The sequence below is a fragment of the Streptomyces sp. NBC_00388 genome (genome assembly GCF_036061255.1).
Lineage (GTDB): Bacteria > Actinomycetota > Actinomycetes > Streptomycetales > Streptomycetaceae > Streptomyces.
In genome coordinates this window covers 632518-645570 of the sequence record NZ_CP107948.1, presented here as the reverse complement: position 1 = coordinate 645570, position 13053 = coordinate 632518, and the positions used below count along the sequence as shown (strand labels likewise).

Below are 13053 nucleotides of genomic sequence, written 5' to 3'. Positions count from 1 at the left end.
CTCTCCCCGTACTTCGGGGGCGGCAGGCTCAGGGGACGAGTGTGTAGAAGTAGTAGCCGAGCGGGATCATCACGATCCACAGCCCGAGCGGGATCTCCCGGAAGCGGCCCGCGGCGGCCTTCACCAGGACGTGCGCGGCGAGGCCGACGGCGATTCCGGTGCCGAAGTTGCCGAAGAAGATGGTCGTCGCGACGACCAGGGCGGCAGGGATCGCGTCCGTCGGGTCCCGGAAGTCGACGTTGCGCAGCGCGCCGAGCATGCTCAGACCGATGTACATCAGGACGGGCGCGGTCGCGGCCGAGGGGATCAGCGTGGCGAACGGCGTGACGAGCAGCAGCGCCGCGAAACCGAGCGCGGCGTAGACGGACGTGAGCCCCGTACGTCCGCCGCTGTCCGCGCCCGCGGACGACTCCAGGTACGCGGTCATGCTCGGCGCGCCGAGCCCGGCGCCGCCGATCACCGCCGCCGAGTCGACGTAGAACGGCCTGCGGATGCCCGGCACGTTGCCGTCCTTGTCGGTCAGGCCGGCCCGTCCCGCCACGGCGATCAGCGTGCCCGTCATGGAGAAGAACTCCGAGACGAAGAAGGCGAAGATGTACGGGAAGTACGCGGGCTTCAGCGCCCCCAGGATGTCGATGTGGAAGACCACGGGGCCCGGGCTGTCGGGCGCCCCGAAGAAGTGGCCCGGCAGTTCGGTCACACCGCACGGGATACCCGCCAGGGTCACCACGGCGATGGTGATCAGGAACGCGCCGGGGACCTTCCGGGTCACCAGGGCCGTCAGCAGCACGAGACCGCCGAGCGCCAGCAGGGCCGCGGGCTGCGAGAGGTCACCGAGGCTCAGCGAGTTGCCGGCCGGCTTCGCGATCACCAGCCCGCTGTCCCGGAAGCCCAGCAGCGCGATGAAGAGCCCGAGACCGCCGCTGATCGCGTACTTGAGGTTCAGCGGCATCAGCCGAGTGATGAGATCGCGGATGCCCAGCGCGGTGAGCACCAGGAAAGCGACGCCGGACCAGAAGACCATGCCCAGCGCGGAATCCCAGGGGACCCCGTCCTGGCCGACGATCGTGACAGCGAGCAGCGCCACCCCGCCGAGGCCGGGCGCGAGCACGAACGGCAGGTTCGCGAACAGGCCCATCGCCAGTGTGGCCAGCACGATCGCGATGATCACGGCAGTGGTGACCGGTCCGAGCGGCAGGCCCGCCTTCGCCAGTTGGCCGGGCACGACCACCACGGCGTAGGCGGCCGCGACGAACATGGAAAGGCCCGCGACGGCCTCGGTACGCGGTGTGCTGCCGCGCTCGCGGATGCGGAACAGCCGTTCCAGCGGCGAGGAGCGTGGCCCGGAGGCCGGCTCTGGCGCGTCCTGGACGTCGGGCGCGTCGGGTCGGTGCATGAGTACCTCGGCAGGATGAGGGGGCGAGGCCGGTGTTCCGGGTCTCTGGCGCGGCTGCGGTGCGACTCTGCCGCGCCACGCCGCCCGGGGTTCTGCAACCGGTCTCTGTAACCGGTTGCAGAGACCGGTTGCGGATAGGATGGCACGACCCGGCCGCCACGTGAACCCCGTGATCGGTCACACTGCGGTCACACGGTCCGTACGGGGCAGCCGACAGGCGCCACCCGCGCGGCGGACGGAGGGGGATCCGACGATGGCGACGCTGGCCGATGTGGCCCGCGCGGCGGGCGTGTCCAAGGCGACGGCCTCCCGGGCGCTGATGCGGCCCGAGATGGTCGCGGACGCCACCCTCCAGCGGGTGCGTACCGCCGCCGAACGTCTCGGCTTCCACCCGAACCCGGCTGCCCGCGCTCTGACCACCGGGCGGACCGGCATGATCGGGCTGATCGTGCCGACCCTGGCCAACCCCTTCTTCGCGCCGCTGGTCCTGGGCGCCCAGCAGGCCGCCGAGGAGACCGACAGCCACCTGCTGCTCACGGTGTCGGAGTACAGCGCCGAACGTGAGGCCGCCCTCGCCGACCGGATCTCCGGGCAGGTGGACGGGCTGATCATGGTGGCGCCCGTCGGTCCGGACGCCGCACTGCGCGAGCAGGCCGCCCGTCGCCCCCTCGTCCTGGTCGACCGCCGCTCGGGCCGGCTGCCCGCCGTCGTCCTCGACACCGCGTCCGGCACCTCCGCCCTGGTGAGGCATCTGCTCGACCTCGGGCACCGCGACATCGCGTACGTATCGGGTCCTGCCGGTTCCTGGGCCGACACGCGCCGCCGCGCCGCCATGGCGGAACAGGCGGCGACCGCCGGGGCCCGGCTGCGGGTGCTCGGGCCGCTGCCGCCGACCTTCGACGCGGGGATCGGCGCCGCCGCCGAGCTGCCGTCCGGGGCCACCGCGGTGATCGCGTACAACAGCTACCTGGTGCTCGGACTGCTGCACGGGTTGAGGGCGGCAGGAATCCGGGTCCCGGAGGACGTGAGCCTGGCCGCGGCCGACGACCTCACGGCGCTCGGAGCCACGTCCCCTGCCGTCACCGCGCTGGGTGTCCCGGTCGGTGAGGCGGGAGGGCTCGCGGTGACCCGGCTCCTGGAGGTCTGTGCGGGCAGCCGCAGGACCGTCGTGACCGAGCTGCCGACCGTGCTCCACCGGCGGGCGTCCACGGCGGCACCGGGACGCCCGGCCGGCGTGCGGCACCAGGACTGATCACGGTCCGCTGCCGGCCGGCGTGATCGTGCGCATCCGTCCGAACACGTGGACGCACCCGGCCGGTGCCAGGTCGGGGAGCAGCATGCAGCCGATCGAGTACGTGCCCTTGGCGCTGTGGATCGCGCCCATGACCAGGGGCGGAACGAAGCCGCCGAGGCCGCCCGTCGCCCCGACGATGCCCGTCACGCTGCCCACCCGGGGCTGCGGGGTGACCTGGGAGACCAGGGCGAAGACGCTGCTGCTCGCTGTGCCGAGGCCCGCAGCCATGACGAGGAAGCAGCTGGTGCCGGTGGGATCGAGCGGGGGGTCGAAGGCCTGGACGATCGCCGTCGGTGTGACCGGGGCCAGTGCCCCCGCTGTGACGACGGCAGGGTGGACCCGGTCGGCGAGGCGTCCGCCGACAGGCCGGAGGATGACGGTGACCAGCGCGAAACCGGCGGCCTTCGTCCCCGCATCGGTCGGGGACAGGTGGTACCAGGTCTTCGGACACGTGGGCAGGTAGACCCCGAACGCCACGATGCCGCCGAACCCGATCGCGTAGAGCGCCGACAGCTCCCAGGTGACCCGCAGCCGTCCGGCGCCTCCGGCTTCCTCGGTGCGGCTTCCCCCGAGGCTGGCGGGGCCCGTGGGGTGGCGCCACCCGGCGGCACCCGGATGGAGCCGTACGGCGGGACGCGGATCATCCGGAGGTGGCAGCTGAAGCGGGGGGCGGATGCGTGCCGGGCCCCGGCACGGCGTGGCCGGAATAGGGACGGGGGCACTGCCGTTGTACGATTCAGTTCAACATTCAACTACTGGTCCGGCCGGTGCCCGGCGCACCCGCAGCCCGGACCGGCCAGAGCTTCGAGAGGTGAGCGCGATGCAGTTCGGGATCTTCACCGTCGGCGACGTCACGACCGACCCGGCCACGGGGAAGGCGCCGTCCGAGCACGAGCGGATCAAGGCGATGGTCGCCATCGCGCTCAAGGCCGAGGAGGTCGGCCTGGACGTCTTCGCGACCGGCGAGCACCACAACCCGCCGTTCGTGCCGTCGTCCCCCACCACGCTGCTCGGTCATATCGCGGCCCGTACCGAGCGCCTCATCCTGTCCACCTCCACCACCCTCATCACGACGAACGACCCGGTGAAGATCGCCGAGGACTACGCGATGCTCCAGCACCTGGCCGACGGCCGCGTCGACCTGATGATGGGGCGCGGGAACACCGGACCTGTCTACCCGTGGTTCGGCAAGGACATCCGGCAGGGGATCCCGCTCGCCGTGGAGAACTACGCGCTGCTCCACGAACTGTGGCGCAAGGACGTCGTGGACTGGGAGGGCAACTTCCGTACCCCGCTGCAGAGCTTCACCGCCACGCCCCGCCCCCTCGACGGTGTGCCGCCGTTCGTCTGGCACGGCTCGATCCGCAGCCCCGAGATCGCCGAGCAGGCGGCGTACTACGGCGACGGATTCTTCGCCAACAACATCTTCTGGCCGAAGGACCACTTCAAACGACTGATCGCGCTCTACCGCGAGCGGTTCGCCTTCTACGGGCACGGAACCCCGGAGCAGGCCACGGTGGGCCTCGGCGGGCAGGTGTTCATGCGGAAGAACTCCCAGGACGCCGTACGAGAATTCCGGCCGTACTTCGACAACGCGCCGGTGTACGGGCACGGGCCCTCGCTGGAGGAGTTCACCGAACAGACACCGCTGACCGTGGGCAGCCCGCAGGAGGTCATCGAGAAGACCCTGGCCTTCCGGGATTCCTTCGGTGACTACCAGCGCCAGCTGTTCCTGATGGACCACGCGGGGCTCCCGCTGAAGACCGTCCTGGAGCAGCTCGACATCCTCGGCACGGAGGTCGTGCCGGTGCTGCGCGAGGAGTTCGCCAAGGGACGGCCGGCCGGGGTGCCGGACGGCCCCACCCATGCCGCGCTCGTGGCCGGACGTGACCGCGGTCTGCGGGCCGGGACCGGGGAGGTGTCCGTATGACCGCGCTGAAACTGGTGGCCGTCTCGGCCGGTCTCGGCCGGCCGTCGTCGACCAGGCTGCTGGCCGACCGGCTGGCCGGGGCCACAGCCGGCGAGATCAAGGGCCGGGAGGTCGAGGTCCGGGTTGTCGAATTGCGCGACCTGGCGACCGCGATCGCGGGCCATCTGGTGGCCGGCTTCCCGAATCCGGCGCTGCGCGACGCCATCGACGCGGTGGCCGGAGCCGACGGCCTGATCGCCGTGACACCGGTGTTCACCGCCTCGTACAGCGGTCTGTTCAAGTCGTTCTTCGACCTGATCGACAACACGGCGCTGGCCGGCACTCCGGTGCTCGTCGCGGCGACCGGCGGCACCGCACGCCACTCGCTCGTCCTGGAGCACGCGATGCGCCCGCTCTTCGCCTATCTGCGAGCGCTGGTCGTCCCCACCGCCGTCTACGCCGCGTCCGAGGACTGGGGGTCGGACGGTGACGCGGGAACCGCGAGCCTTCCGGACCGCATCGGACGGGCAGGCCGTGAGCTCGCGGCGCTGATGGCGGGCCGGTCCGCGGTGGACCGGCCCGCCGGCGCCGGGACGGACGGCGCGGACGGGGACCGGGACCGGGCCGGCGGGAAGAGCCCGGACGGGGACGGCGCGCACGGGAGCGGAGTCCCCGGTGATGACGACTTCGCGAACGTGGTGCCCTTCGCGCAGCAGCTGGCCGGGCTCCGCGCCCGCTGACCGGCGCCGACCGACACGCGCCCCGGTGGGTGTCCGGGGGCTGCTGGGCCGATCGGGGGAGAACGCCCGGGGCCGGAATAGACGTCCGCACGGCGGAGGTTGGAGCCCCCATGACCTCCGAAGAACACGCGCGATTCGGCAGCATCGGCATCTGGAGCTCCGCTCTGCACCCCGCGGAGCCAGGCCTGCGCAGTCAGGTGGCCGAAGCCGTGGCCGAGCTGGACGAACTCGGCTACGGCACGGTCTGGATCGGCGGCAGCCCGTCCATGGATGACGTGGTGCCGCTCGTCGACGCCACGCGGCGCATCACCGTCGCGACCGGCATCCTCAGTATCTGGGAGCACAGCGCGGCCGAGGTCGCGGAGCAGGCCGCGCGCGTCGAGAAGCGCCACCCCGGCCGATTCGTGCTCGGCATCGGCGTCAGCCATGGCGCGCTCGCCCCGCAGTACGCCCGCCCGTACTCGGAGATGGTCGCCTATCTCGACGGGCTGGACTCGGCCCCCGACCCGGTACCGGCCCGGGGGCGGGTACTTGCCGCGCTCGGACCGAAGATGCTGGAACTGTCGGCTGCCCGGGCCGCCGGCGCCCACCCCTATCTGGTCACAGCGGAGCACACGGCGCAGGCCCGTGCCACGCTCGGCCCCGACGCCCTGCTCGCGCCCGAGCTGAAGGTCGTACTCGACACCGATATCGACCGGGCGCGCACCGTGGCGAGGGAGACGCTCGCGATGTACCTGCAGCTGCCCAACTACACGCGGAACCTGCTGCGGCTCGGGTTCGAGGAGGCCGATGTGGCCGACGGCGGCAGCAACCGCCTGCTGGACGCGCTGTTCTCCCTGGGCGATCCGGAGACGGCGCGCACCCGGGTGGACGCCTACCGGGCCGCGGGCGCGGACCATGTGGCGCTCCAGGTGCTCACGGGGGACAGGCGCCGGGATCTGCCGCGCGCCGAGTGGCGCGAGCTGGCGTCCGCCTTCTCGCTGAGCTGACCCCCGGCCGCGCCGAATCCTCGCGGCCTGAACCTGCCCTGCGCGTTCGGGCCCCGCCGGCATCCCCGGGGGGCCCGGCGCCGGACGAGCGACCCGACCACTCTTCGACGGCCTCGCGGCCAGGTCCGCGGGGCCGTCGCCGTCGTTCCGGGGAACTCGACACCGGCCGACGTCTATTGACGGCCCGTCCGCCCGCTCCTAAAGTCTCCAACCGTCCGATGCATGACGTCTGATGTCATGCATCGCGTTTCTTCTCCCCACCGAACTCCCTACCGCACCAAGGAGCTTTCGAGCAGATGGCACTGATGTGGAGAACACCAGCGTTCCTGCGGCGGCCGGCCGTCGCCCTGCTGGGCTTGGTCGCGCTCGCTGCCGCCACGGTGGTGACGACGGGCCCCGCCGCCGGGGCGGCGGCCGGCAGTCAGTCGGCCGTGGTCAGCCAGGACTGCACCAGCAGCAGGATCCGTGTGTCGCTGCTCAACCCCACCACGGCGGCGACCACCTTCACGGTGACCTGGCCGGGCAGCGGCAGCTGGACCCGTGCGGTGGCGGCCGGTGACCGTACCGACCTGTACTTCTCCAAGCCCAGCGGTACGGAGTACTCCTTCCGCACCACCACCCCGCAGGGGCTGGACAGCGCCACATCGGGAACCCTGGAGTGCGGCAGGTCGGTGGCCGCGCAGCTGAGCATGGAGTGCGGCGCCGACGGCCCACCGACCGCGGCCCACCGGCTGGGCCTCACCCTGGTCAACCGGTCCGACACGTCCAGGACCTTCACCGTGGAGTGGGCCGGGCGAGCCGGCTCCCCATGGACCCGGACCCTGGCGGCCCACAGCTCGGACGACACGCTGTCCTGGACGGTGGCCGACGGAGCCGCCTACCGCGTCCGGACGACTGCCACCGGCTTCGACCGTACCGAGAGCGGCGCCGCGCGCTGCGGGACGGCCGGGGGCACGCCCGGTATGAACACCCGGACCCTCTTCGCCGCGCGGACCGCCACCGGCGCCGGAACCCCGATCGCCGGCCTCAACCGGGCGAAGGCGGACGGCAGCGGCTACGAGACCTACACAGGGACCGCCGTATCGGTCCGCATCCCCGCGATGGCCGTCACCGACGACGGCACCGTCATCGCCATGGCCGACGCCCGCGTCGACAGCGCGGGCGACCTGGGCGGAGCCAAGAACAACATTCAGGTGGCGATGCGCCGCAGCACCGACGGCGGCGCCACCTGGAGCGGCGCCACCACGGTCGCGCACGCGGCCACGACCAGTGAGGGATACGGCGACAGCAGCCTCGTGGTGGACCGTTCGGCGGGCCCGGACGGCACGGTCTACGCGTTCGTCAACTACTCGCCCGCGCCCGGCGTCAGCTATGCGGGCTCGGCGGCCGGTTCGAACTCGGCGACCGACGCCACCGCCATGCACATCCGCGTGATCTCCTCCACGGACGACGGAGCCACCTGGAGCGCACCGGTGGACCTGAATCCTCAGGTCAAGAGCGTCAAGTGGGCCGGTGTGTTCGCCTCTTCGGGCCACGGCATCCAGCTCTCCGACGGCCGTCTCGTCCAGCCCATCGTCTACAAGGAGGCAGGGGTGGACCACGCGGGCAACATCTACTCCGACGACCACGGCGCCAGCTGGCACGCGGGCGCCCCGGCCGCGACCGGCGTCAACGAGAACAAGGCCGTCCAGCGGGCCAGTGGCACGGTGGTGCAGAATCTGCGGTCGGACAACGGGGGCAACCGCTGGTACGCCACCTCCGCGGACACCGCCACCGGCAGGAACGTCGCGGGCGCCTACGGTGCGGCCTGGGACTCCGGTCTGATCGACCCCGGTTGCAACGGCGACGAGATCTCCTACCTCGGGCCCGCCGACGTCGGCGCCGGCGGATACCCCGCCCTGACCCCAGTCGCGGTACAGAGCAACAACGCCTCGTCCGGCCGGAGTGAGCTGACCGTACGGGTGAGCGAGGACGACGGGGTGACCTGGCCGCACCAGGTGCTGATCAAGTCGGGCACGGCCGGGTACTCGACCACCGCGGTCCTCGGTGACGGGGCGATCGGGGACCTCTTCGAGATCGGGAACACCGGCGGCGTCGTCCTCAGCAGCTTCACCCCCGGCTGGGCCCGGCAGTCCTGACCCCGGCCGCAGAACGGGCCCGCCCCTCGCCGTGGTGGGGGAGCGGGCCCGGGGTGCTGGAGGGGCGGGTCAGCCGGAGGCCGGAGCCGCCGCCCGCGCCAGCTGGACCCGTCGCCGGACCGGCGCGTAGTGCTCGGCGATGGCGAGGGTGAAGGCGTCGACGTCGCCGGCGCGGGCGGCATCCACGATGCCGCGGTGGTTGGCCACGGTCTCGGCCTCGTCCTTGCTGGTGAACTCACCGAGATGCGGTACGACGATCGTGAACACGTCCCAGAACGCGAGGGACAACTGCCCGATCAGTTCGTTGCCGAGCGGTTCGACCAGCAGTGCGTGGAAGGCGCGGTCGGCCTCCACGAACCCCGTTCCGTCGCCGTTCCCCGAGCGCTCCATGTCGTCCACGATGCGGTAGAGAGTGCGGAGATGGGTGCTGTCCAGGGTGGTGAGGATGCGTTCCGCCATGCCGCGCTCGAAGAGTTCGCGCACGTCCACCAGATCCGACATGACCTTGAAGTCGTCGTCACGGCTGAGCAGTCCGCGGAAGGTGAGCCCCTCCACCAGTGCGGACAGGCTGAGCCTGCCGACGTAGGTGCCGTGGCCGTGCCGCACCTCGACGATGTCGAGAGCGTCGAGTGTCTTGACCGCCTCGCGCACGCTCGACCGGCTCGCGCCGAGTGTGGCGCTCAGCTCGCTCTCGGTGGGCAGTGGGTCCCCCGGGCGGAGTTGGTTCTCCAGGATGTACCGCTTGATCCCCTCGCTGACCTCCTGTCTCAGCAGTGAACGCCCCTGACGTCCTTGCAGGATGTGTCGGCTCTCCACCCCTTGACCCCTCTCCTCGTCCCGGCTGGCGTCCCAGGTTACCAGCCATCAGACATCAGACATCGGACGAGTGGGGGTCGGTGTCGTGGTCGCAGCGCTCTGCCGGAAGGGGGGCGAGCTTCCAGGCTCCCGCCCCGGGGTCCGCAGGGGCCGCCCCGCCCCGGGTCCTGCCCTGACGCCGCGTCCCCGACACCGCGCCGTGGCTTACGGCGGCCCGTACGGGGCAGGATGATGACCCCATGAGCGATCACGACGAGACCGCGGGCAGCCGGAGCGCTTTCGACGAGGAGGCACGCCAGGTACTCGCGACGGGCGCGCGCGAGGAGCGGCTGCGCCGTCGCTACCCGATCGAATCGACATCCTTCGAGCGGACCCGGATGGCGCCGTACACCGCGTACGCGGCGATGGTGCTGGAAGGGGCGGGGTGGCGGCAGATGTTCCCCGCCCAGCCCAGCGAGGACGAGGCGCGGCTCGATCTGGCCGCCGTCCTGCGCAGTACCACCGAGCACCCGCAGGTGGAGGCGGTCCGCTACGCGCAGGCGGCCGACGCCGTGGAGAACGGCGCTGACCAGGTCGTCCTCGGTGAGCGCGTCTACCGGATCGTGCGTGTCGAGCAGACTGTCGTCATGACGGAGTACGGACCCGAACCGCCGCAGGGGACGGATTCGCCCTTCCCCGAGGAGTTCGACGACCGGGAATCCGAGCACTGACCGGTCGCGGCGGTCGTCACGCCTTCCCGGCGAGGGTGTTCCAGAACATCGACTCGTAACGCTGCAGCAGCCGTCCGTGCCTGCGGGCGGCTGCCGTGTCGAGGCCGCGGTCCAGCCCTGCCTGGACCGCTGCGAGCGCCTGCGCCTCGGCGCCGGGCGCAGGCCCGGCGAAGAAGTCGAAGAACCCGCAGGCCTCGTCGCCGAGGCCGTAGTGCGCCCGGAGCCCCTCCGCGAGCGCGGCGCAGTAGCCGCCCCAGGCGGCGAAGTTCGCGGTGAGGGCCAGGGCCGCCTCCGCCGGCGCCCCGGTGAGGGCCAGCCTGGCCACGTAGGAGGGATAGGCCTGGCAGCCGGCCATCGGTTCGTGGGCCGCCACGGCCGCGCTGTCGAGTCCGCACGCCGTGATGAGGGATCCGAGCCGCTCGGCCGCCGTGTTCTCCCCGTCCGCGAGGCCGGCGAAGAGTACGGCACAGGCGTCCTCCCCGCGAGCGGCCGACCGCTCGGCCAGATGCGCGAAGGAGCTCAGGTCACTCGCGATGATGTGCCGCTGTTCCAGCGCGAGCACCGCCAGTGCGCCGAGGTCCGCCGTGCCCGCCGCGAAGAGCGGGACGAGGCGGTTGTCCGCGGCCCGGGGTGCGAGTTCGGCCGTGATGCTGCTGAGGACGCCGTGTGCGGTGCGGTCCATCCCCGTCTCCCTCCGTAGGGGCCTGCGGTACGCGCCCAGAGTGTGTGCGGTACCTGTCGTGCACACCCCGGGTGGCGGTGCCATACTCGGACATGTTCACTCGAACGGCTGTCCCTGTCCGGAAGGACGACGCCATGACCTGGGCATCGTGGACCACCAGCGGCATCTTCGCGGGACCGGGCGGAGTCCGTACGGAAGAGATCGGTGTGCTGACCGGTGACCTGACGGTGCATACGACGTGGTGGGAGGACCAGGTGTCCTTCGCCGTGCAGTACAGCGGGTCGTCGGACTGGTTCACCCTGGTCGGCAGCCCCGTGCCCTGCGGCTCGGAGCGAGCGAGCCGCGAGCTCCACCAGATCGTGGTCGAAGCGGTCCGGACCGGCGGCGGGGTCACGGCAGAGACCGTCCAGTACAACGCTGGGCCCTGGGCCCAGCAGTAGAAGCAGGCCCGTTCCCGTCTCCCCGTCCCTCGCCGCCCTGGCGCCGGGTGCGGGGCGCTGTCACTGCTGGGCGCGCCGCGGTCGCAGTGGTGCACCGGGCCGTCCGTGCGACGCGGCCCGTCCGCGTGCGGCCGGAACACGCTCCGTGCTGCCCCGGGGTGTCAGCCGCGGGAGCCCGCGGCGCCGGCCGCGTCCGCCGCGTCCACCGGCCGAGGGGCCGCGGCCGGAGTTGCATCCGCTGTCCGGCGGCGGATCCGGCGTGCCAGGGGCTCGGTCCAGCGGGCGGTCAGCGGACCCAGGATCACCAGGATCAGGACATACGCCGTGGCCAGCGGGCCGATCCGTGGTTCCACACCGACTGCGAGGCCGGCGATCACGATGGAGAACTCGCCGCGGGCCACCAGCGTGCCCCCGGCCCGCCAGCGCCCTGCGGACCTGATCCCGGCGCGGCGGGCCGCGTACCAGCCCGTGGCGATCTTCGTGAGTACGGTCACGACCGCGAGCAGCAGTGCGGGGACGAGGACGGGCGGGATGTCGGCCGGGTTGGTGCTCAGCCCGAAGAAGACGAAGAAGACAGCGGCGAAGAGGTCCCGCAGCGGAGTCAGCAGATTGTGCGCGCCTTCCGCCACCTCACCGGAGAGCGCGATACCGACGAGGAACGCACCGACCGCAGCGGATACCTGCAGCTGCTGCGCGATCCCCGCGACGAAGAGTGTCAGCCCGAGGACCACGAGCAGCAGCATCTCGGGGTTGTCGGATGAGACCGCCCGGCTGATCAGCCGGCCGTGGCGCAGCGCCACATAGAGGACGGCGCCGACGGTGCCCAGGGAGATCAGCAGGGTGAGGCTGCCGCCGGCCAGGCTCAGTCCGGCGAGCAGCGCGGTGAGCAGCGGCAGATAGACGGCCATCGCCAGGTCCTCGATGACCAGCACGCCGAGAATGACGGGTGTCTCCCGGTTGCCGAGGCGGCCGAGATCGCCGAGTACCTTGGCGATCACACCCGATGAGGAGATCCAGGTGACGCCGGCCAGGGCGACGGCGGCGACCGGACCCCAGCCGAGGATGAGCGCTGCCGCGGCGCCCGGAGTCGCGTTGAGTACGAAGTCGACGATCCCGGAGGGGTACTGCGTCCTGAGGTTCGTGACCAGTTCGGACGCGCTGTACTCAAGCCCGAGCAGAAGCAGCAGCAGGATGACGCCGATCTCGGCGCCGGTGGCGGTGAACTCCTCACTGGCGTCCAGCGGTACGAGGCCGCCATGGCCGAAGGCGAGCCCGGCCAGCAGGTAGAGGGGGATGGGCGAGAACCCGATGCGGCCGGCGAAGCGGCCCAGAAGTCCCAGGGCGAGGATGACCGCCCCGAGTTCGATGAGCAGTGCGGACATGTCGTGCACAGGCTTCTATCCTCCGGTGATCAGTTCCGCGACGGCGTCCACGCCTTCGCGGGTGCCGACGACAACGAGGATGTCGCCACTGGCGAAGCGGAAATCCGGGGTGGGTGAGGGGAAGGCGGTGGTGCGCCGCAGCACGGCGACGATGGAGGCGCCGGTCCGGGTGCGCGCCTGGGTGGCGCCGAGGACGCGCCCCGCGTACGGGGACCTCTTGGTGATCGCGATGCATTCGCTCACCAGGTCGATCTCCAGGTGCTCGTGCAGCTGGGCCACCGGCGGGGTGAGGAGCCTGGACAGCGCGGCTGCTTCGTGCGTGGCCAGCGGCGTCGAGCTGCGGCAGCTGTCGTCGTCCTCTGGATCGTGGAAGGCGAGGATGCGCCGGCCGTCCTGATGCGCCACCACCGAGATGTGCTGACCGGTTTCGGTGTTGAGGTCGTACCTGGTTCCGACTCCGGGAAGGCCGGTCTTCCGGATGCGGGCGGCGGGTTCCATAGAAGGCTCCATACGGACGTTCAGGGGCGGTGTGCGGAGACGGTTGCCCGGACGACCCC

Annotated in this window: 12 protein-coding genes and 1 pseudogene; 7 read left to right on the top strand and 6 right to left on the bottom strand. The window is 71.7% G+C overall.

Annotated elements, in window-relative coordinates:
• Window positions 1-28: 28 nt before the first annotated feature.
• Window positions 29-1396 (bottom strand): NCS2 family permease, encoded by a 1368-nt coding sequence (locus OG917_RS02980; RefSeq protein ID WP_328315924.1) that lies wholly within the window; start codon window positions 1394-1396, stop codon window positions 29-31.
• A 253-nt stretch (window positions 1397-1649) separates the two neighbouring features.
• On the opposite strand from OG917_RS02980, the gene OG917_RS02975 reads away from it, so the two are divergent.
• Window positions 1650-2648 (top strand): LacI family DNA-binding transcriptional regulator, encoded by a 999-nt coding sequence (locus OG917_RS02975; RefSeq protein ID WP_328315923.1) that lies wholly within the window; start codon window positions 1650-1652, stop codon window positions 2646-2648.
• On the opposite strand, the pseudogene OG917_RS02970 reads toward OG917_RS02975, so the two are convergent.
• A pseudogene (locus OG917_RS02970) lies at window positions 2649-3236 on the bottom strand (MFS transporter); the annotation flags it as partial.
• Between the two features lie 274 nt (window positions 3237-3510).
• Between OG917_RS02970 and OG917_RS02965 the strand changes: the two are divergent.
• The 4 genes from OG917_RS02965 to OG917_RS02950 all read left to right on the top strand — a co-directional run bounded on the left by OG917_RS02965 (window position 3511) and on the right by OG917_RS02950 (window position 8466).
• A complete protein-coding gene (locus OG917_RS02965) occupies window positions 3511-4620 on the top strand; it encodes an LLM class flavin-dependent oxidoreductase (RefSeq protein WP_328321627.1) in 1110 nt (369 codons plus the stop codon).
• Window positions 4617-5339, top strand: coding sequence for an FMN reductase (locus tag OG917_RS02960; protein WP_328315922.1), 723 nt, complete (start codon window positions 4617-4619; stop codon window positions 5337-5339). The genes OG917_RS02965 and OG917_RS02960 overlap by 4 nt, the downstream gene beginning before the upstream one ends.
• A 110-nt stretch (window positions 5340-5449) precedes the next feature.
• The gene (locus OG917_RS02955; protein ID WP_328315921.1) at window positions 5450-6328 is read left to right on the top strand and encodes an LLM class F420-dependent oxidoreductase; all 879 of its coding nucleotides are present in this window, start codon (window positions 5450-5452) and stop codon (window positions 6326-6328) included.
• Window positions 6329-6624: 296 nt separating this feature from the next.
• Entirely contained in the window at window positions 6625-8466 is a 1842-nt protein-coding gene (locus OG917_RS02950; RefSeq protein WP_328315920.1) for a sialidase family protein, read from the top strand.
• A gap of 69 nt (window positions 8467-8535) precedes the next feature.
• Here the strand turns inward: OG917_RS02950 and OG917_RS02945 are convergent, their stop codons facing one another.
• Entirely contained in the window at window positions 8536-9282 is a 747-nt protein-coding gene (locus OG917_RS02945; RefSeq protein WP_443058901.1) for a FadR/GntR family transcriptional regulator, read from the bottom strand.
• A 239-nt stretch (window positions 9283-9521) separates the two neighbouring features.
• Between OG917_RS02945 and OG917_RS02940 the strand changes: the two genes are divergently transcribed.
• Entirely contained in the window at window positions 9522-9992 is a 471-nt protein-coding gene (locus OG917_RS02940) for a DUF5954 family protein (protein WP_328315919.1), read from the top strand.
• 16 nt (window positions 9993-10008) lie between these two features.
• On the opposite strand, the gene OG917_RS02935 is transcribed toward OG917_RS02940, so the two are convergent.
• Complete coding sequence (locus tag OG917_RS02935; protein WP_328315918.1) at window positions 10009-10674, bottom strand: transcriptional regulator; 666 nt, start codon at window positions 10672-10674, stop codon at window positions 10009-10011.
• A gap of 134 nt (window positions 10675-10808) precedes the next feature.
• Here OG917_RS02935 and OG917_RS02930 point away from each other — a divergent pair, with 134 nt between their 5' ends.
• Window positions 10809-11114, top strand: a complete 306-nt coding sequence (locus OG917_RS02930; RefSeq protein ID WP_328315917.1) for a hypothetical protein — start codon at window positions 10809-10811, stop codon at window positions 11112-11114.
• 161 nt (window positions 11115-11275) lie between these two features.
• Here OG917_RS02930 and OG917_RS02925 read toward each other — a convergent pair whose 3' ends face one another.
• Window positions 11276-12496 carry a cation:proton antiporter gene (locus OG917_RS02925; RefSeq protein ID WP_443059053.1) on the bottom strand — a complete coding sequence of 407 codons (1221 nt, stop codon included), beginning with the start codon at window positions 12494-12496 and terminating at the stop codon, window positions 11276-11278.
• A gap of 15 nt (window positions 12497-12511) precedes the next feature.
• On the bottom strand, window positions 12512-12994 hold the full coding sequence (locus OG917_RS02920) for a cation:proton antiporter regulatory subunit (RefSeq protein ID WP_328315915.1): 483 nt from the start codon (window positions 12992-12994) through the stop codon (window positions 12512-12514).
• Window positions 12995-13053: the final 59 nt, after the last annotated feature.

Excerpts from the sequence above, each read along its gene's own strand:
- OG917_RS02980 (WP_328315924.1), bottom strand. The coding sequence starts at position 1,396 with ATGCACCGACCCGACGCGCCCGACGTCCAGGACGCGCCAGAGCCGGCC.
- OG917_RS02975 (WP_328315923.1), top strand. The coding sequence starts at position 1,650 with ATGGCGACGCTGGCCGATGTGGCCCGCGCGGCGGGCGTGTCCAAGGCG.
- OG917_RS02965 (WP_328321627.1), top strand. The coding sequence starts at position 3,511 with ATGCAGTTCGGGATCTTCACCGTCGGCGACGTCACGACCGACCCGGCC.
- OG917_RS02960 (WP_328315922.1), top strand. The coding sequence starts at position 4,617 with ATGACCGCGCTGAAACTGGTGGCCGTCTCGGCCGGTCTCGGCCGGCCG.
- OG917_RS02955 (WP_328315921.1), top strand. The coding sequence starts at position 5,450 with ATGACCTCCGAAGAACACGCGCGATTCGGCAGCATCGGCATCTGGAGC.
- OG917_RS02950 (WP_328315920.1), top strand. The coding sequence starts at position 6,625 with ATGGCACTGATGTGGAGAACACCAGCGTTCCTGCGGCGGCCGGCCGTC.
- OG917_RS02940 (WP_328315919.1), top strand. The coding sequence starts at position 9,522 with ATGAGCGATCACGACGAGACCGCGGGCAGCCGGAGCGCTTTCGACGAG.
- OG917_RS02935 (WP_328315918.1), bottom strand. The coding sequence starts at position 10,674 with ATGGACCGCACCGCACACGGCGTCCTCAGCAGCATCACGGCCGAACTC.
- OG917_RS02930 (WP_328315917.1), top strand. The coding sequence starts at position 10,809 with ATGACCTGGGCATCGTGGACCACCAGCGGCATCTTCGCGGGACCGGGC.
- OG917_RS02925 (WP_443059053.1), bottom strand. The coding sequence starts at position 12,496 with ATGTCCGCACTGCTCATCGAACTCGGGGCGGTCATCCTCGCCCTGGGA.
- OG917_RS02920 (WP_328315915.1), bottom strand. The coding sequence starts at position 12,994 with ATGGAACCCGCCGCCCGCATCCGGAAGACCGGCCTTCCCGGAGTCGGA.